The organism is Streptomyces sp. AHA2, from assembly GCF_036857595.1.
Classification (GTDB): Bacteria; Actinomycetota; Actinomycetes; order Streptomycetales; family Streptomycetaceae; genus Streptomyces.
In genome coordinates this window covers 1-18,036 of sequence record NZ_JAUQWJ010000027.1, presented here as the reverse complement: position 1 = coordinate 18,036, position 18,036 = coordinate 1, and the positions used below count along the sequence as shown (strand labels likewise).

The following is an 18,036-nucleotide window of genomic DNA, read 5'->3' as shown; positions in this document are numbered from 1 at the left end:
AGGGGGAGGCGGGGCCGGGTCTCTCGGGGGGCGCGGTCTCGGCACGGGCAGTCGCGGAGGAGGTGCCCGCCTCAGCCGGTGGCGGTCGCCCGCACGGCCCGTTCGTCGGCTCGCCGCAGCCACAGCAGCGCACCGGCGAGCAGGACGGCCCCGGTCAGCAGCCACGGCAGCGGCCCCGGCCGCAGCACTCCCACGGCCAACCCGGTGAGCGCGCCGGCCAGTTGCTGGGCCAGGGACTGCACGGACAGGGCGGTGGCGCGGCCCGTGCCGGAGACGCGGCGGTGCAGCAGCTCGTTCTCGTTCGGTGACGCGGCACCGAGGCCGAGGTAGACCAGGCAGAACCCGGCGACGGCGCACGCCGTGGCCATCGGGTGCACGGAGGTCGCGGTGATCCCGAGCAGGAGCAGTCCGGCCGCCCCGGCCCCGAAGCCGGCCAGCACGGCCCGCTCACCGCTGCCCGCGACCCGCGCGGTGAGGGGCGCGAGGTGGCTGCCGGCACCACTGCAGAGGAAACCGGCGCAGGACAGGGCGGCGTAGGCCATCGCCCCGGAGTCCGGCGTCCCGGTCACCTCGGCCGTGCGCCCGGGCACGAGCAGCTCGACGGCGGCCAGCGCGCTGCCGGCGGCAGCGGCGCTGAGCAGCACCCGGCGTACCAGTGCGTCCTGCCCGCCGAGTCGCAGTCCGTCCAGGACGGTGGCCGGGACCCCGCGCAGCACGGAACGCGCGGTGGCCGCCGGCCGCGGCGGCTCCCGCAGTACGGCCAGGACGTACCAGACGAGGACGATCCGCACCACGGCGCCGAGCAGCAGGGGGACGGCCAGGGGCAGCACCACCGAACCGGTCGCCGCGCTCAGCCGGGCTCCGAGGCCGGGCCCCAGACCGAGCAGCCAGGGCAGCGCGCCGCCGAGCAGGATGCCGGCCGCGAGGGCGGCGGAGGTCGCGGAGCCGCCCCGGGCCAGTCCGGTGCGCAACTCGGCGTCCGGCCCGGAGCATGCGTGGACGGTGTCGACGTACCAGGCCTCCGCCGTGCCGCTGGACAGCGCCCGGGCCGCGCCCATGAGCACCATGCCGGCGGTGAGCGGCCAGATCGTGCCGCCGAGGCCGAGCAGGACGCAGGCGGCCACGTTCAGCACACCGGCCGCGGCGAGCACCGGCCTGCGCCCGAGGACGTCGGACAGCCCGCCCGTGGGCAGCTCCAGCACCGCCACGGTCAGCGAGTGGACCGCGAACAGCCCCGCGATCGCGGCCAGGGACATGCCGCGTTCGCTGAACAGCAGCACCATCGAGGCCATGCCCAGACCGGGCGGCAGCCAGAGGAGCGCGCAGAGGGTGACGTACCGGCGCCGAGCGGTCCGCACCCCGGAGGGACCGGACGCACCGGCGGTGTCGGCGACGCGCCCCGTCACGAGGCGCCCTCGTCCTCGCTGCCCCCGGCGCTCGCCGGACCCGGGTGGTCCCCGGCGTCCTCCGCGTCCCGGCCGCCGTCCTGCTCGTGCCGGGCAACCGGCAGCGCCGCGGTGAGGAGCACGACCCGTTCCGCGGCCGGGTCCTCCGCGTCGCGCGCCGTCAGTTCCTCCAGCTTCGCCGTGACGGTGGCCCAGAGCTCGGAGACCGAACCGGGCGTCAGCCGGGGCATGAGGTCGCTGATCCCGGAGGGCTCCACCCACTCGGGGCCCAGCCGTCCGGCGGCCATGTCCGACTCGTGCCGGGCGAGGGACGACTCCAGGTGCTCGATCTGCTTGCGCCGCGCCAGGCTGACGAACGCGCGTCCCGCCGAGGACGACTCCATCGACTCGTTGCTCCACGACGTCACGGTGTGCAGCGCCCGCCAGCGCCGCTCCCGGCCGTCCCGGTGCTCGGCCTCGGCGATGAACCGGTACTTCGCCAGCACCCGCAGGTGGTAACTGGCCGACGCCGACGACTCCCCCGTCCGCGCCGCCAGTTCGCTGGCCGTCGCCGGCCCGTCCTGGCGGAGCAGCCCGAGCAGCCGGATCCGCAGCGGGTGCGTGAGGGCCTTCAGGGCGGCGGTGTCGTGCTCCGGGTCGAGTACACGCCTGTGCTCGTCGCTCTCCATGCCGGGAGGGTAGGCCGAGCGAGGCAGTAGACAAAAGACTTTTTGCAAAACTTCTTTTGGAGAGGAGGGGCCGGAGGCGGAAAATGCGATCCGGTGGATCCACCGGGAGGACTAAGGTCGGAGGCATGGCTTCACGAGGTGCGGAGTACGGCAGCACGGACGCGACCACGGACACGGCGTCCGGGGGAAAGGTCCCCGGGCACGACGCGCCCGACGACACGCCCTCCCCGGGCACCTCCGCCGGTCCGTCCGCCGACGCGCCCGCCACCGGCACCGCACCCGCGGGGCCCACCGACCGGCCGGGCCCAGGCCGGGCCCAGGCCGCGGACCGGACCCTCGACCCCAAGGTCGCCGCGGCCATCGCCGCCGCCGAGGCCGCCGGTCCGGGCACCGGCCAGACCGTCCGCGTCGACAGCTGGATCTGGTCCGTACGCCTGGTCAAGACCCGCTCCATGGGCGCCACCGCGTGCCGGGGCGGCCACGTCCGCGTCAACGGCGAACGCGTGAAGCCGGCCCACGCCGTGCGCATCGGTGACGAGGTGCGCCTGCGCCAGGAGGGCCGGGAGCGGGTCGTCGTCGTCACCCGGCTGATCCGCAAGCGCGTCGGCGCTCCCGTGGCCGCCCAGTGCTACGTCGACAACTCCCCGCCGCCCCCGCCCCGCGAGGCCGTCGCCCCCGCCGGCATCCGTGACCGCGGCGCGGGCCGCCCGACCAAGCGCGACCGCCGCGAACTGGAACGCCTGCGAGGACTGCCCGGTTTCGGCGGCGCGGCCGCCGGTGGAGGCTTCGGCAGCGGCTCGGGCCGGGCTCCCGGCCCGAGCAGGGGCCGGGGCAGGCCCGAGCCCTGAGTCCGCGGCGCCGCGCCCGGGCGATCAGGCCGAGCGGCGCGAGGAGGATCAGCGTCCGACCAAGGAAACGCACGGGTCCGGGCGGGCTCGGGGCTCCCTTGCTGGTCAGCACCCGCGGCGCGGAGTACGTTGCAGGCGGGAGTGGTGATCGGATGCGTACAGGCAGTGAACCGAGGACCGCGCGCAGTGCCCTGCGGGCGCGCTTCTGGCTGAGCGTGTGGGGGCTGGTCTGGGCGCTGTTCGGCACGGTGGCGTTCGCCCTGGTGGGACGGACCGGCTGGGCCCTCGCGTGCGGAGTGCTGCTGCTCATCGTGACGATCGACCTGGCGGTCGTCCTCAGGCGCATCCGCCAGGGCCCCCACTACCAGCCGGGACCCGACATCCCGCCGTACGAACCGCCGCACGGGCCGCCGGACGACCGCCGCTGAGGCGATACGGCCCGCTATGAGTCGAAGTGCGCCGCCTTCAGGAACTCCGGGTTGGGGTCCAGCGCGGCCGCCAGACGGAAGTGGCGTTTTGCCTGCTCAGGACGGTTCTGCCGTTCGTAGGTGCGCGCCAGGGCGAAGTGCGCGAACGCGTTGTCCGGCTCCCGCTCCAGCACGATCGAGAACTCCAGCTCCGCGGGCCGGAGCTGCGCCGCCGCGAAGAACGCACGGGCGCGCAGCAGCCGCGCGGCGGTGTTCTCGGGGTGCGCGGCGATGACCGTGTCGAGCAGCTTCACCGCGCCCCGCGGGTCCCGGGCCGCCAGCAGCTGCTCGGCGGCGCGGAAGTCGATGACATGGGTCTCCGGGGTACGTCCGGCGGAACCGCTGGTCTCGGGCACGGCAGAGTCCTTCCCTCACTCACGCGGTTCAACGCCCCGTGAGACGGCTGCTATTCCGCGTGGGGCGGCTGCCGCCGTTCCTCGCGAGGTGGCCGCTCTTGTGTCCGGGGCTGCCGCGGTTCCGCGCGGTGCGCCCCGGACCTGCGCACCAGCTCCGACCACACCTCCCGGACGCGCTGCTCCAGCTCCGGCAGCGGGACGTCGTTGTCGATCACGATGTCCGCGATCGCGCGGCGCTGCTCCCGCGTGGCCTGGGCGGCCATCCGCGCGCGAGCGTCCTCCTCGGTCATGCCGCGCAGCCGGACGAGCCGGTCGAGCTGGGTGTCGGTGGAGGCGTCGACGACGACCACCAGGTCGTACAGCGGGGCCAGGCCGTTCTCCGTGAGGAGCGGGACGTCGTGCAGGACGACCGCGTCCTCGGCGGCAGCCTCCTCCAGTTCCCGGGACCGCTCGCCCACCAGCGGGTGCACGATCGAGTTGAGAGTGGCCAGCTTGGCGGCGTCCGCGAAGACGATCGAGCCGAGCCGGGGGCGGTCCAGGCTGCCGTCCTCGGTGAGGATCTCCTCGCCGAAGGCGTCGACGACCGCCGCGAGACCCGGCGTCCCCGGCGCGACGACCTCCCGGGCGATGCGGTCCGCGTCGATCAGCACCGCTCCGCATTCCACGAGCAGCCGCGACACCTCGCTCTTGCCGGCGCCGATACCGCCGGTCAGGCCCACCTTCAGCATGAGCCGCAGCCTAGACGCTCCACGGGGGGCGCCGTGGAGAAGGGTGCCCTTCGGTGTCCCGTGGGGATCCGGTCCCGCGACGGGCCCGTGGGGACCTCCTCGCGCCGTCTCCCCGGGCCCGGGAGAGCGTGCTCAGTTCTCGCCTTCTCGTTCCGCCAGGAACTTCTCGAACTCGCGGCCGATCTCGTCCGCCGAGGGGATGTCCACCGGCTCGGCCAGCATGTTGCCGCGGGTCTCGGCACCGGCGACCGCGTCGTACTGGTGCTCCAGCCCTTCCACGAGCGCCGTCAGGTCCTCGTCCCCCTCGCGGATCTGCCGGTCGATCTCCGTCTGGGTGCGGTGGGCGTCCGAGCGCAGGGCGTGGGCGATCCCGGGCAGGACCAGTCCGGTCGCCGCGGTGATGGCCTCCAGCACGGTCAGCGCCGCGTCCGGGTAAGGGGAGCGGGCGATGTAGTGCGGGACGTGGGCGGCGACGCCCAGGACGTCGTGGCCGGCCTGGAGGAGCCGGTACTCGACGAGGGACTCGGCACTGCCGGGCACCTGGGCCTCCTCGAACGGGCTGCGGTGCCCCGGGACGAGGTCGGTGCGGTTGCCGTGCGGGGTGAGGCCGACCGGGCGGGTGTGCGGGACGCCCATGGGGATGCCGTGGAAGTTCACGGACAGGCGGACGCCGAGCCGCTCCACGATCTGCCGCACCGCGGCGGCGAAGCGCTCCCACTCCACGTCCGGCTCGGGACCGGACAGCAGCAGGAAGGGCGCGCCGGTGGCGTCCTGCACGAGCCGCACCTCGATGGCGGGGTCCTCGTAGTCGCTCCAGCGATCGCGCTTGAAGGTCAGCAGCGGGCGGCGGGCACGGTAGTCGACGAGCCGGTCGTGGTCGAAGCGGGCCACGACCTGGTTCGGCAGCGAGTCGAGCAGGCGGTCGACGATCTGGTCCCCCGTCTCGCCCGCGTCGATGTATCCGTCGAAGTGGTAGAGCATGACAAGTCCGGCCGACTCCTGGGCGAGCGCCATGTCGACGGCGGCCAGGCCCTTCGGCTCCCATGCGTACAAATCCTGCGGATCAAGCACAGTGACCGCTCCTCCTCGTGTTCACCGTCCACAACGCGGTCGCGGGCAAGGGCATTCCCGGCGGAGGAGATCGATGATCTTCGGGATACGCCGAAGGCCCGCACCCTGTGCGGGTGCGGGCCTCCGGTCAGGAGCTAGTGCTCAGCGGGCGTTCAGCTCTGCCCACCGGCCAGCTTCTCGCGAAGCGCGGCCAGCGCCTCGTCCGAGGCCAGCGCGCCGGAGTTGTCCGGGCCCTCGGAGGAGTACGAACCGCCACCGGACGCGGCCGGAGCGGCGGCCTCGCCACCCTCGGCAGCGGCCTTCTCGTCCGCCTCGCGGGACTTGATGACCTGCGCCTGGTGCTGCTCGAAGCGCTGCTGCGCCTCGGCGTACTGGCGCTCCCACTCCTCGCGCTGCTTCTCGTAGCCCTCGAGCCAGTCGTTGGTCTCGGGGTCGAAGCCCTCGGGGTAGATGTAGTTGCCCTGGTCGTCGTAGGACGCGGCCATGCCGTACAGGGTCGGGTCGAACTCGACCGCCGACGGGTCGGCACCGAAGGACTCGTTGGCCTGCTTCAGCGAGAGGCTGATGCGACGGCGCTCGAGGTCGATGTCGATGACCTTGACGAAGATCTCGTCGTTGACCTGGACGACCTGCTCCGGGATCTCCACGTGGCGCTCGGCCAGCTCGGAGATGTGGACCAGACCCTCGATGCCCTCGTCCACGCGGACGAACGCACCGAACGGAACCAGCTTCGTGACCTTGCCGGGCACGACCTGGCCGATCTGGTGGGTGCGGGCGAACTGCTGCCACGGGTCTTCCTGGGTCGCCTTCAGCGACAGGGAGACACGCTCGCGGTCCATGTCGACGTCGAGGACCTCGACGGTGACCTCCTGGCCGACCTCGACGACCTCGGACGGGTGGTCGATGTGCTTCCAGGACAGCTCGGAGACGTGGACCAGACCGTCGACGCCACCCAGGTCCACGAAGGCACCGAAGTTGACGATCGAGGAGACGACGCCGGAACGGACCTGACCCTTCTGGAGGGTGGTGAGGAACGTCTGGCGGACCTCGGACTGGGTCTGCTCCAGCCAGGCACGGCGGGACAGGACCACGTTGTTGCGGTTCTTGTCCAGCTCGATGATCTTGGCCTCGAGCTCCTTGCCCACGTAGGGCTGGAGGTCGCGGACGCGGCGCATCTCGACCAGGGAGGCCGGGAGGAAGCCACGGAGGCCGATGTCGAGGATGAGACCACCCTTGACGACCTCGATGACGGTACCGGTGACGATCCCGTCCTCTTCCTTGATCTTCTCGATGGTGCCCCAGGCACGCTCGTACTGGGCGCGCTTCTTCGAGAGGATCAGGCGGCCTTCCTTGTCCTCCTTCTGGAGGACGAGGGCCTCGATCTCGTCACCGACGGCGACGACCTCGTTCGGGTCGACGTCGTGCTTGATCGAGAGCTCGCGGCTCGGGATCACACCTTCGGTCTTGTAACCGATGTCGAGCAGGACCTCGTCCCGGTCGACCTTCACGATGACGCCGTCGACGATGTCGCCGTCGTTGAAGTACTTGATCGTCTCGTCGATCGCGGCGAGGAAGGCTTCCTCGTTACCGATGTCGTTGACCGCTACCTGCGGGGTGGTGGCGGTGGTCTCGGTGCTGCTCGTCATGTGGGAAAGGGCTCCGGTACGGACATTGAAGTCGTAGGTACTGCTACGCCGGGAGCCCGTTTCGCTCTGCAGAAGCCGGACAGCCAAGGAAGCGCCACACAGGAACGGTGGCGCCTCGACAACCGAGGGGACATACATACAGATGCGAGCGCAGCCTGCTACGTCTGAGGTGCGCAGGCCCGCAGCGCAACTTGTAGCATACGGGGGCAGCCGGGCAGGGTCAATGCGCGAAGCCGCCCACCCGGGGCGGAACGGCGCATACCCGGCACAACTCGTGTCGTCCGAGGCCACGCGAGGGCGTACGACGCCCCGTTTGTGACGTCGCCGGGACCGGCTGGACGGAAGAGTACGACGAGGGAGCCGATCATCCAAGAGCCCGAAGCGCCCGAACCCGAGGCCACCCGCCGCGCCGCCGGGGCCGCGGAAAGCTCCCGCGCCAATCGTGGCTGGTGGGACCGGAACGCGGACGAGTACCAGGTCGAGCACGGCACCTTCCTCGGCGACGACCGCTTCGTCTGGGGTCCCGAAGGGCTGGACGAGGTCGAGGCCGAGCTGCTCGGCCCGCCGGAGGAGCTGAAGGGCCGCGACGTCCTGGAGATCGGTGCCGGTGCCGCCCAGTGCTCGCGCTGGCTGGCCGCCCAGGGGGCGCGTCCGGTCGCCCTGGACATCTCCCACCGGCAGCTGCAGCACGCGCTGCGCATCGGCGGCTCCTTCCCCCTGGTGTGCGCCGACGCCGGCGCCCTGCCCTTCGCGGACGGCTCCTTCGACCTGGCCTGCTCGGCGTACGGAGCGCTGCCCTTCGTCGCCGACCCGCGTCAGGTGCTGCGGGAGGTGCGCCGCGTGCTGCGCCCGGGGGGCCGTCTCGTCTTCTCCGTGACGCACCCGATCCGCTGGGCCTTCCCGGACGAGCCGGGGCCCGAGGGGCTGACCGTCTCGGCGTCGTACTTCGACCGCACGCCCTACGTCGAACAGGACGAGGAGGGCCGGGCCGTCTACGTGGAGCACCACCGCACGCTCGGCGACCGCGTCCGGGACGTCGTGGCGTCGGGCTTCCGCCTGGCCGACCTGGTGGAGCCGGAGTGGCCGGCCTGGAACACCTCCGAGTGGGGCGGCTGGTCACCGCTGCGCGGCAACCTGATCCCGGGGACGGCCGTCTTCGTCTGCGAGCGCGACTGACCCCTGAGCGGCCGGCCTCCTGAGGGCGAGGAACGGCGCACCCGCGCGTGGGAGGTGTCTCACGGGCGTACGACACTGAGGGCGTGATCCGTTACGACGCCCTGGACGCCCTGCCCGTAGCCGGTGCCCTGCCCGCGCTGGTCGACGCGCTGGAGGGGCACGGCACCGCCGTGCTCGTCGCGCCGCCCGGCACCGGCAAGACGACCCTGGTGCCCCTCGTGCTGGCCGGGCTGGTCGGAGGTGGCGCGCGGCGGCGGGTCGTCGTGGCCGAGCCGCGGCGGATCGCGGCCCGGGCGGCGGCGCGGCGGATGGCGTGGCTGCTGGGCGAGAGGACCGGCGAGAGCGTCGGCTACACCGTGCGCGGGGAGCGGGTGGTCGGGCGGCACACGTGCGTGGAGGTCGTCACGACCGGTGTGCTGGTGCAGCGGCTGCAGCGCGACCAGGAGCTGGCCGGTGCCGACGTGGTGGTCCTCGACGAGTGCCACGAGCGGCACCTGGACGCGGACACGGCGGCGGCGTTCCTGTGGGACGTGCGCCAGGCGCTGCGTCCGGAGCTGCGGCTGGTGGCCGCCTCGGCGACGACCGACGCGCAGGGCTGGGCCGCGCTGCTGGGCGGGGCGACGGTGGTGGAGGCGCAGGGCACCGCGCATCCGGTGGAGGTGGTGTGGGCGCCGCCGGCGCGTCCGGTGCGGCCGCCGCACGGGATGCGGGTCGATCCGGCGTTGCTCGCGCACGTGGCGTCGCTGGTGCGGCGCGCGCTGGCCGAACGCGAGGGGGACGTGCTCTGCTTCCTGCCCGGCGTCGGCGAGATCGCCCGGGTCGCCGCGCAGCTCGGCGCGCTCGACGGGGTGGACGTGCTGCAGGTGCACGGCCGGGCTCCGGCGGCGGTGCAGGACGCGGTGCTGGTGCCCGGGGAGCGCCGGCGCGTGGTGCTGGCGACGTCCGTCGCCGAGTCGTCGCTGACGGTGCCGGGCGTGCGGGTCGTCGTGGATTCGGGCCTGGCGCGTGAGCCGCGGGTGGACCACGCGCGCGGGCTGAGCGCGCTGGCGACGGTGCGGGCGTCGCAGGCGGCCGGGCGGCAGCGGGCGGGCCGTGCCGGCCGTGAGGCGCCGGGGGCGGTGTACCGGTGCTGGGCGGAGGCCGAGGACGCGCGTCTGCCGCGCTTCCCCGCCCCGGAGATCAAGGTGGCCGACCTGACGGCGTTCGCGTTGCAGGTGGCGTGCTGGGGGGATCCGGACGCTTCCGGGCTGGCGCTGCTGGATCCGCCGCCTCCGGGGGCCATGGCGGCGGCACGGGGTGTGCTGGAGGCCGTGGGGGCCGTGGATCCCGCAGGGCGTGCCACCGAGCGGGGAGCCGTGCTGGCCCGGCTGGGGCTCCACCCCCGGCTGGGCAGGGCCCTGCTCGACTCCGCGCCCCTCGTGGGGGTGGAGCGGGCCGCGGAGGTCGTCGCGCTGCTCAGCGAGGAGGCTCCGCGGGAGTACGGGGACGACCTGGCCGGTGCGCTGCGCCGGGCCCGGCGCGGGGGTGACGCCTACTCCTCGCGGTGGCGCAGTGAGGTGCGGCGGCTGCGGGCCGTCGGCTCGGGGCCGTCCGGCTCGCCCGCGGCCGGGGCCCGGCAGGGGCTGCCGGAGGACCGGCAGGTCGCAGTGGTGGCCGCGCTCGCCTTCCCCGAGCGGGTCGCCCGGGCCGACGGCGGGTCCTACCTCATGGTCTCCGGCACACGTGCCGAGGCCGGTGACGCGAGCGCCCTGCGCGGGGCCCCCTGGGTCGCCGTCGCCGTCGCGGACCGGCCCGTCGGGAAGGGGCACGCGCGCGTGCAGCTCGGGGCCGTCGCCGACGAGGAGACGGCCCGGCTGGCGGCGGGTGCGCTGCACCAGGAGAGCGACGAGGTGCGCTGGGACGGCGGGGACGTCGTCGCGCGGCGGGTGGAGCGGCTCGGGGCGGTGGAGCTGGCGGTGCGGACGCTGAAGGACCCCGATCCGGGGCTCGTGCGCGGGGCGCTGCTCGACGGGCTGCGGCGGGAGGGGTGGGGGCTGCTGCGGTGGCCGGCGGAGGCCGTCGTGCTGCGGCAGCGGCTGGCGTTCCTGCGGCTGCATCTCGGTGAGCCCTGGCCGGACGTGGCGGACGAGGCGCTCCACGCGCGCGTGGACGAGTGGCTGGAGCCGGAGCTGAGCCGGGCGAGGCGGCGCGCGGATCTGGCGCGGATCGACGCCGGGCAGGCGCTCGCCCGGCTGCTGCCCTGGACCTCCGGGGAGGCCGGACGGCTCGACGAGCTGGCCCCGGAGCGGCTGACCGTGCCCAGCGGGTCGAGGATCCGGATCGACTACACGCGGCCGGAGCAACCGGTGCTCGCGGTGAAGCTGCAGGAGATGTTCGGGCTGCAGGAGTCGCCGCGGGTCGCCGGGGTGCCGGTGCTGGTGCACCTGCTGTCCCCGGCGGGGCGCCCGGCGGCCGTGACCGCCGACCTGGCCTCCTTCTGGCGGGACGGTTACCGGGGGGTGCGGGCGGAGCTGCGCGGGCGGTATCCGAAGCACCCGTGGCCGGAGGACCCGGCCGCGGCGGAACCGACCCGGCACACCAACGCGCGGCTCCGGCGCTGACCGGGCCGCGTGCGCTGGAACGCCCTCCGGCACGGCGTTCGCAGACGACGACGCCCCTCCCGGGCGGGGAGGGGCGTCGTGCCGGTGGGCTACGCGGCCGGTTCGGCCGAGGGGCTCGGCGAGGAGGTCCCGGCGGCCGCCACGGTCAGTTCGACGGTGAGGGTCGCACCGCCCGCGGTGGTGACGCGGAGCAGGAACGTGCCGCCGGCGTCGTCCGCGTACAGCTTCGGCAGCGTCAGCAGGCCCTTGGCGTCCGTCTTCAGGCCCGCGAGGGTGCGCACGGGCTTGCCGTCGGCGCCCTTGAAGTAGGGGCCCTTGTCGTTGGCGGTGGCGTCGTCCGCCGACTTGACCAGGGTGGCCGTGACCGCGACGCCGTCGGCCACGGCGCCGCCGTACGTGGCCTTCACCTGCACCCGGTCGGCGAACTCGCCGCCGGGGGCGCAGGTCAGGGCGGCGTCGCCGGTCCGGGTGAGCTTGTCGGCGGCGCGCTCGGTGACGGTGGCCTTGTAGTCGAGGCCCGGGACCGCACGGCCCACGACGGTGGCGCGGACGGTGACGGTGCCGGTCTTCTCCCCTGCCTTCAAGGCGGGCGCGACGGCGACCCCGGAGCCGTTCGTGGAGACCGTGGCGACGCTCTCGCCGCCGGCGAAGGTGGTGTCCGTGTCGCCGAGGATCGTGAAGCGGACGCGGACCTTGCCGACGGCCTTGCCGGCCCGGGTCTCGGCGCGGGTGCTGATGCGCTGGGCGAACGCGTCGCCGGCCATGGCCGTGAGCTTCGCCGTCCCGGCGTCCTCCAGGTGGTGCACCGTGTCGGTGGGGGTGGGGGGCGTCGTGGGCGGGGTGCTCGGGTTGCCCGTGCCGGGCGGGGTGGTGGGCGGCTTGGGGGTGGGCGTGCCGCCGCCGGGCTTGTCCGGGCCGGGTCCGGGCTCGGGCTTGGACGTGGCCGGGGGCTTGGTGGCGCCCGGGGTGCCGGGAGTGCTCGGGGCGCTGGGCGTGCTCGGGCTCGTGCGGCCGGTGCCCGTCCCGGTGGCGCCGTCGCTGCGGTTGCCGGGCAGCGTGCCCGTGCCGTCGGGGACCTCGTGGGCGCCCTTGCGGTAGTAGTCCAGCCACCTCATCACGAGGTTGAGGTACTCGCGCGAGTTGTTGTAGCTCAGGATCGCCCGGTCGAGGTCGGTCTGGTCGGACAGGTCCCAGTTGTTGCGGCACAGGTAGTGGCCCGCCGCGAGCGCGGCGTCGTAGATGTTGTTGGGGTCCTTCTTGCCGTCGCCGTTGCCGTCGCGGCCCGCCCAGGCCCAGGTGGACGGGATGAACTGCATGGGGCCGACGGCCTGGTCGTAGGAGCTGTTGCCGTCGTGGGCGCCGTTGTCGGTGTCCTTGATGAGGGCGAAGCCGTTGCCGTCGAGCTGCGGGCCCAGGATCCGTCCCAGCGTGGTGCCTTCGGCGTCGACGCGGCCGCCCCGGGCCTGGCCGGACTCCACCCGGCCGATGGCGGCGAGCAGTTGCCAGGGCAGGTTGCAGCCCGGCTTGGCGTCGCGCAGCGCGGCCTCGGCCTTCTTGTAGGCGTCGAGGACGGTCGCGGGGATGCCGGACTCCGTGCCGCCCTGGGCGGTCGGCCCGGTTCCGCTGGACGGCGACGGGTTGGGACTCTTGAGCGGAGGCAGGTCCGTGTAGTAGGGGGAGTTGCCCGTGGCGCTGTCGTCCGAGGCCGCGGCCTCCGGTGAGGGGAGGGCGTCAGCGGCCGTCTGTCTGCCGTGGTCGTTGACGCCCGGAGCCTGGGAAGCGGACAGAGCCGCGACCGCTGCCGCGGCCACGGCGGTGGTTGCCGCTCCCTTGCGCAGCCTCCTGCCGAATTGCGCCGCCATAGAGTGAACCCCTCCCGTGGACGCCGTGACGTCCGATCTCCGCCTGCAGTGTTCGCCCTGTTGTGACGATCGGCCCGCCCGAGTGGTTGCCCCCGGACGGTCACCTCTCTGTTCTCCTGCGCGCTCTGCGTTCTCTCGTGCACCTGCTCCGCGCCGCGTCCGAGCGGTGTGAGGCGCTCCGGCGCGGCGACTGTGGCGACCCTACGACAACTTCGTTTCCCCGGGCACCCGTTCGTGACCGGTCTTCACCGATCGGTCATGTGCGATCGTGACGGTGCCGGCGCACCGGTGTCCCGCGCGCCGGGCCGCCGGCCGCCGGGCCCGTTCCGCGGGTCGCCCAACCACCCTCGCGAGGAGCCGAGTTGCCGTTCACGCTGAGCCATGCGGCCGCCGTACTGCCCGCCGTGCGCGCCGACGGGACGGGCCGGGGCGGGCTGGTACCGGCCGTCCTGGTCGCCGGGTCCTTCGCGCCCGACATGACCTATTACGCGGCGAGTGTGCTGTCCGGGGCGATGGAGTTCGGTGACGTCACGCACGGCCTGCCGGGGGTGTTCACGGTGGACGTGCTCATCGCCTGGGCGCTGGTGGGGCTGTGGCTGCTCGTGCGGGAACCGCTGGTGGCGCTGCTGCCGCGACCGGGACAGGGGCGGGTGGCGGTTCTGCTGCGGTGCGGGGTGCCGCGTGCGCGGGTACGGCCGTCGCTGGTGGCGTGGTGGTACGTGTCCGCCGTGCTCGGGGCGCTGACCCACGTGGTGTGGGACGCGTTCACGCATCTCGACCGGTGGGGCATGCGGGTGTTCCCGGTGCTCGGCCGGGAGGTGGCGGGCTCACCGCTGTACTGGTACCTGCAGTACGGCGGTTCCGCCCTGGCCGCGGTCGTGCTCGCGGTGTTCGTGGCGCGGGCGCTGCGGCGGGTGCCGCGAGGGGAGCCGGTGGGCGTGCCGGTGCTGTCCGGGCCGGACCGGTGGACGGCCGCCGCCGTGATCGGCGGCTTCGCGCTGGCGGGGGCGGTGCAGCGGGCGTCGCGCTGGTGGGCGTACTGGAGTGCCGTGGCCAAGCCGTGGGAGATCGTCCCGACGGTGTGCTTCGGCGCGGGCGCGGGGCTCGTCCTCGCGCTGCCGCTGTACGCCGTGGGGGTCAGGCTGTGGCGTCCGGCTCCGGTCCTCGCGGATCGTGACCGCGACGTCGCTACGGAGCCGAGCCGTCCTGCCGCTCGCTGAGCGGCTCGCCGGGCGTCGTGATGTACACGGTGATGGTGGTGGTGTGCGCCGGGCGGGGCCGCGGGAGCAGGGTGAGGACGTAGGTGAGGCAGGCACGGGCCCGCCGGGTCCAGGGCCGGACGGGCCGGCCCCGGGCCGTACGGGTCCGCGGCGGCCGGGCCGGGCGACGGGCTTCGGTACGGCCGCCGCTGGGGGCGCGGCCCGGGCCGGTCCCGCCGTGCGGGGCGACGGCGCCCGGCGGATCGCACGCGGGGCCGAGGGCTGCGGGCAGGCTCCCCGGAACGGTGAGGCCGAGGGCCTCGGGCAGATCCCGCGGGTCGTCGAGACCGAGCAGGGCGGCCAGGTCGCGGGGGCCGGTGATGCCGGGAGCGCCGGCGGGGGTGGCGTCGGCGCGGGCCGGGTCCGCGGCGCGACCGCCCCGGGTCAGGCGCCGCCGCAGGTCCGCCGTCGCCTCGCGCAGGGCCGTGGTGAGGGTGAAGGGAACACGGACCGTGCTCGCGGCGGCCTCGAACGCCGGTACCGGCGCGGGCGCCACGCCCGCTGCCGTGCGGCTGAGGAGCGTACGTATACCCATGCCCCGCATCCTGACCAGGCTCGGGTCCGCGGGCGCCTTGTCGGGGTCCAGGCGAGTGACGGGGCGGGCGGGGTGCGGGAGGCGGTCGCGCCGGAGTGACCCGACCCCCCGCGACGCCTCCGACCTGGCATGCCGGGGCTCCGACACGGAGCGGACCCGACGACTCTCGGCAGGGGCGAAGGCCCAGGGCACAGTCGCGTGGACGGAGACCGCAGGCCCCCAGGGCACGGTCGCGGAGGAGGGGACCGCGGGCGTCCGGCTGTCGCTCGGGCCGGCTGGCGGGCGCCGCCGGCCCGTTCGCCGGGACGCCGTCAGCCGCCTCTCGGCCGGGGCGTGGCCGCGGGCCGGGCGAGGACTTCGTCCCGCCCGGCCGAGTGCGGCCCTTTCACCACCGGCGGTGTCTCGGTGACGCCTCGTGGGAGTGGCGGGCGGGTACTCCCCCGCCTTCCCGCCACAAGCAGTCAGTGGGCTGCCGACTCCCAGTCGGAGCCCGCTCCGACCGAGACGCCCAGCGGGACGCGGAGGTCCACGGCGCTGGACATCTCGCGGCGGACCAGTTCCTCCGCGGCCGCCCGCTCGCCCGGGGCGACCTCCAGCACGATCTCGTCGTGGACCTGGAGGAGCATCCGGGAGGCCAGGCCCGCCTCCCTCAGCGCGTCGTCCACCTTCAGCATGGCGATCTTCACGATGTCGGCCGCCGTGCCCTGGATGGGCGCGTTGAGGGCCATCCGCTCGGCGGCCTCGCGGCGCTGGCGGTTGTCGCTGTTGAGGTCGGGCAGGTAGCGGCGGCGCCCGAACAGCGTCGCCGTGTAGCCCGTGGCGCGGGCCTCGTCCACCGCCCGGCGCAGGTAGTCCCGGACACCGCCGAACCGCTCGAAGTACGCGTCCATCAGGGCGCGGGCTTCGGCCGCCTCGATGTTCAGCTGCTGGGAGAGGCCGAAGGCGGACAGGCCGTAGGCCAGGCCGTACGACATGGCCTTGATCTTGCGGCGCATCTCGGCGTCCACCGCGGCCGGCTCGACCGCGAAGACCTGGGAGGCGGCCGTGGTGTGCAGGTCCTCGCCGGAGGTGAACGCCTCGATCAGGCCCTCGTCCTCGGAGAGGTGGGCCATCACGCGCAGCTCGATCTGGCTGTAGTCGGCCGTCATGAGGGACTCGAAGCCCTCGCCGACGACGAAACCGCGGCGGATCGCCCGGCCCTCGTCGGTACGGACCGGGATGTTCTGCAGGTTCGGGTCCGTCGAGGAGAGGCGGCCGGTCGCGGCGACGGTCTGGTTGAACGTCGTGTGGATGCGGCCGTCCGCGGCGATCGTCTTGATCAGGCCCTCGACGGTGACGCGGAGCTTGGCCTGCTCGCGGTGGCGCAGCATGATCACCGGAAGCTCGTTGTCCGTCTGCGTGGCGAGCCAGGCGAGGGCGTCGGCGTCCGTCGTGTAGCCGGTCTTGGTCCGCTTGGTCTTGGGCAGGGCCAGTTCGCCGAAGAGGACCTCCTGCAGCTGCTTGGGCGAGCCCAGGTTGAACTCGTGCCCGGCCGCCGCGTGGGCCTCCTTCACCGCCTGCTGGACGGCGCCCGCGAACATCTGCTCCATGGCCTCCAGGTGGGCCCGGTCGGCCGCGATGCCGTGCCGCTCCATCCGGGCCAGCAGGGCGGACGTGGGCAGCTCCATGTCCCGCAGCAGGTCGGCGGCGCCCACCTCCCGCAGGCGGCCCTCGAAGGCCTCGCCGAGGTCGAGAACGGTACGGGCCTGGATCATCAGGGCCTCGGCCTCGGCGCCCTCGTCCGCGCCGAAGGCGAGCTGCCCGTCGGCCGAGGCGGCCGGGGTCAGCTCGCGGTGCAGGTACTCCAGGGACAGCGCGTCCAGGTCGAAGGAGCGGCGGCCCGGCTTGACCAGGTACGCGGCGAGGGCCGTGTCCATGGTGACGCCCTCGACGCTCCAGCCGTGCTCGGCGAAGACCCGCATGGCGCCCTTGGCGTCGTGGAACACCTTGGGCCGGCCGGGGTCGGCGAGCCAGGCGGCGAAGGCCCTCTCGTCGGCCTCGTCCAGCTGGGAGGGGTCGAACCAGGCGGCCGCACCGCCCGGGGCGGCGAGCGCGACCTCGGCGACCGAGCCGGTGCCGAGCGCCCACGCGTCGACCGTGGCGACGCCGAGGGGCTGCGTGGCGTGCTCGGTGAGCCAGCCGGTCAGCTCGCCGGTGGCGATCACCGTGCCGTCCAGTTGCACGCCCTCCGTGCTGATCGGAGTGGCCTCGGCCTCCTCGGCGCCCGGGTCGACGGCGAAGAGCCGCTCGCGCAGCGAGGGGTTCCTGATCTCCAGCGTGTCCAGGACCATCGCGACGGCCTTGCGGTCGTACGGGGCCCGCTCCAGGTCGGTGACGCCCTTGGGGAGCTCCACCCGTCGCTCCAGCTCGGTGAGGCGGCGGTTGAGCTTGACGGACTCCAGGTGGTCGCGGAGGTTCTGCCCGGCCTTGCCCTTGACCTCGTCGACCCGCTCGACGAGCTCGGCGAAGGAACCGAACTGGTTGATCCACTTCGCGGCCGTCTTCTCACCGACACCGGGGATGCCGGGGAGGTTGTCCGAGGGGTCGCCGCGCAGTGCGGCGAAGTCGGGGTACTGCGCGGGCGTCAGCCCGTACTTCTCGAACACCTTCTCGGGGGTGAAGCGGGTCAGCTCGGAGACGCCCTTGGTCGGATACAGGACCGTGGTGTGCTCGCTGACCAGCTGGAAGGAGTCCCGGTCCCCGGTGACGATCAGGACCTCGAAGCCCTCGGCCTCGGCCTGCGTGGCGAGCGTGGCGATCACGTCGTCGGCCTCGAAGCCCTCCACGGCGAAGCGGGCGGCGCCCATCGCGTCGAGCAGCTCGCAGATCAGCTCGACCTGGCCGCGGAACTCGTCCGGGGTCTTGGAGCGGTTCGCCTTGTACTCCGTGAACTCCTGCGAGCGCCAGGTCTTGCGGGAGACGTCGAAGGCGACGGCGAAGTGCGTGGGCGCCTCGTCGCGCAGCGTGTTGGCCAGCATCGACGCGAAGCCGTAGATCGCGTTCGTCGGCTGGCCCGTCGCCGTGGTGAAGTTCTCCGCGGGCAGCGCGAAGAACGCGCGGTAGGCCAGCGAGTGCCCGTCCATGAGCATCAGTCGCGGCCGGCTGCCGCCGGAGGTCTTGTCGGTCGTCTTCGATGCTGTCTCTGCTGCCACGCCCCCGATCCTGCCACGCCCCACTGACACTCCGCCCCGCCCCGCCCCGGCGCACGCGAACGGCCGGCGGCCGGTCCCGCACGCGAGGGGGCCGGCGGACGCCCTCCTGCCCCCGGGGGGGGGACCTGATGCCTGCACCTCGTCGAGGGCGGGGCCGAGCCCGACGACCCGGAGGACCGGCACCGCCCGGCGTGGGGCGGGGCCGAGCCCGACGACCCGGAGG

Annotated in this window: 14 protein-coding genes; 5 read left to right on the top strand and 9 right to left on the bottom strand. The window is 74.1% G+C overall.

The window, feature by feature from the left end; genetic code table 11:
• Positions 1-71: 71 nt before the first annotated feature.
• Positions 72-1,406, bottom strand: a complete 1,335-nt coding sequence (locus tag Q5694_RS31880; protein ID WP_333936992.1) for an MFS transporter — start codon at positions 1,404-1,406, stop codon at positions 72-74.
• Positions 1,403-2,074, bottom strand: coding sequence for an ArsR/SmtB family transcription factor (locus Q5694_RS31875; RefSeq protein ID WP_333936991.1), 672 nt, complete (start codon positions 2,072-2,074; stop codon positions 1,403-1,405). Before Q5694_RS31875 ends, Q5694_RS31880 begins: the two co-directional genes overlap by 4 nt.
• Before the next feature lie 125 nt (positions 2,075-2,199).
• Between Q5694_RS31875 and Q5694_RS31870 the strand changes: the two genes are divergently transcribed.
• The gene (locus tag Q5694_RS31870; protein WP_333936990.1) at positions 2,200-2,922 is read left to right on the top strand and encodes an RNA-binding S4 domain-containing protein; all 723 of its coding nucleotides are present in this window, start codon (positions 2,200-2,202) and stop codon (positions 2,920-2,922) included.
• Positions 2,923-3,074: 152 nt separating this feature from the next.
• Positions 3,075-3,350 carry a DUF6343 family protein gene (locus tag Q5694_RS31865; RefSeq protein ID WP_333936989.1) on the top strand — a complete coding sequence of 92 codons (276 nt, stop codon included), beginning with the start codon at positions 3,075-3,077 and terminating at the stop codon, positions 3,348-3,350.
• Between the two features lie 14 nt (positions 3,351-3,364).
• On the opposite strand, the gene Q5694_RS31860 is transcribed toward Q5694_RS31865, so the two are convergent.
• From Q5694_RS31860 to rpsA, 4 genes are all read right to left on the bottom strand, one after another.
• Positions 3,365-3,745, bottom strand: coding sequence for a tetratricopeptide repeat protein (locus Q5694_RS31860; RefSeq protein WP_333936988.1), 381 nt, complete (start codon positions 3,743-3,745; stop codon positions 3,365-3,367).
• Positions 3,746-3,795: 50 nt separating this feature from the next.
• Entirely contained in the window at positions 3,796-4,473 is a 678-nt protein-coding gene (gene coaE, locus Q5694_RS31855) for a dephospho-CoA kinase (RefSeq protein ID WP_333936987.1), read from the bottom strand.
• A 132-nt stretch (positions 4,474-4,605) separates the two neighbouring features.
• Positions 4,606-5,544 carry a PAC2 family protein gene (locus Q5694_RS31850; protein WP_333936986.1) on the bottom strand — a complete coding sequence of 313 codons (939 nt, stop codon included), beginning with the start codon at positions 5,542-5,544 and terminating at the stop codon, positions 4,606-4,608.
• Positions 5,545-5,696: 152 nt separating this feature from the next.
• Positions 5,697-7,190 carry a 30S ribosomal protein S1 gene (gene rpsA, locus Q5694_RS31845; protein WP_114251453.1) on the bottom strand — a complete coding sequence of 498 codons (1,494 nt, stop codon included), beginning with the start codon at positions 7,188-7,190 and terminating at the stop codon, positions 5,697-5,699.
• 315 nt (positions 7,191-7,505) lie between these two features.
• On the opposite strand from rpsA, the gene Q5694_RS31840 reads away from it, so the two are divergent.
• Positions 7,506-8,366, top strand: coding sequence for a class I SAM-dependent methyltransferase (locus Q5694_RS31840; RefSeq protein WP_333936985.1), 861 nt, complete (start codon positions 7,506-7,508; stop codon positions 8,364-8,366).
• An 83-nt stretch (positions 8,367-8,449) separates the two neighbouring features.
• Entirely contained in the window at positions 8,450-10,966 is a 2,517-nt protein-coding gene (gene hrpB / locus Q5694_RS31835) for an ATP-dependent helicase HrpB (RefSeq protein WP_333936984.1), read from the top strand.
• 89 nt (positions 10,967-11,055) lie between these two features.
• On the opposite strand, the gene Q5694_RS31830 is transcribed toward hrpB, so the two are convergent.
• A complete protein-coding gene (locus Q5694_RS31830; RefSeq protein WP_333936983.1) occupies positions 11,056-12,828 on the bottom strand; it encodes a lytic transglycosylase domain-containing protein in 1,773 nt (590 codons plus the stop codon).
• 362 nt (positions 12,829-13,190) lie between these two features.
• Here Q5694_RS31830 and Q5694_RS31825 point away from each other — a divergent pair, with 362 nt between their 5' ends.
• The gene (locus Q5694_RS31825; protein ID WP_333936982.1) at positions 13,191-14,048 is read left to right on the top strand and encodes a DUF4184 family protein; all 858 of its coding nucleotides are present in this window, start codon (positions 13,191-13,193) and stop codon (positions 14,046-14,048) included.
• On the opposite strand, the gene Q5694_RS31820 is transcribed toward Q5694_RS31825, so the two are convergent.
• Both Q5694_RS31820 and polA read right to left on the bottom strand, forming a co-directional pair.
• Positions 14,017-14,622: a hypothetical protein gene (locus Q5694_RS31820; protein WP_333936981.1), complete on the bottom strand. Its 606-nt coding sequence runs from the start codon at positions 14,620-14,622 to the stop codon at positions 14,017-14,019. The genes Q5694_RS31825 and Q5694_RS31820 overlap by 32 nt on opposite strands.
• Positions 14,623-15,083: 461 nt before the next feature.
• Positions 15,084-17,750, bottom strand: coding sequence for a DNA polymerase I (gene polA / locus Q5694_RS31815; RefSeq protein ID WP_333937044.1), 2,667 nt, complete (start codon positions 17,748-17,750; stop codon positions 15,084-15,086).
• Positions 17,751-18,036 lie beyond the last annotated feature (286 nt).

What these genes read in the sequence shown, in the direction of transcription:
- Q5694_RS31875 (WP_333936991.1), bottom strand. Translation starts at nt 2,074, where the DNA reads ATGGAGAGCGACGAGCACAGGCGTGTACTCGACCCGGAGCACGACACC.
- Q5694_RS31870 (WP_333936990.1), top strand. Translation starts at nt 2,200, where the DNA reads ATGGCTTCACGAGGTGCGGAGTACGGCAGCACGGACGCGACCACGGAC.
- Q5694_RS31865 (WP_333936989.1), top strand. Translation starts at nt 3,075, where the DNA reads ATGCGTACAGGCAGTGAACCGAGGACCGCGCGCAGTGCCCTGCGGGCG.
- coaE (WP_333936987.1), bottom strand. Translation starts at nt 4,473, where the DNA reads ATGCTGAAGGTGGGCCTGACCGGCGGTATCGGCGCCGGCAAGAGCGAG.
- rpsA (WP_114251453.1), bottom strand. Translation starts at nt 7,190, where the DNA reads ATGACGAGCAGCACCGAGACCACCGCCACCACCCCGCAGGTAGCGGTC.
- Q5694_RS31830 (WP_333936983.1), bottom strand. Translation starts at nt 12,828, where the DNA reads ATGGCGGCGCAATTCGGCAGGAGGCTGCGCAAGGGAGCGGCAACCACC.
- Q5694_RS31820 (WP_333936981.1), bottom strand. Translation starts at nt 14,622, where the DNA reads ATGGGTATACGTACGCTCCTCAGCCGCACGGCAGCGGGCGTGGCGCCC.
- polA (WP_333937044.1), bottom strand. Translation starts at nt 17,750, where the DNA reads ATGCTCATGGACGGGCACTCGCTGGCCTACCGCGCGTTCTTCGCGCTG.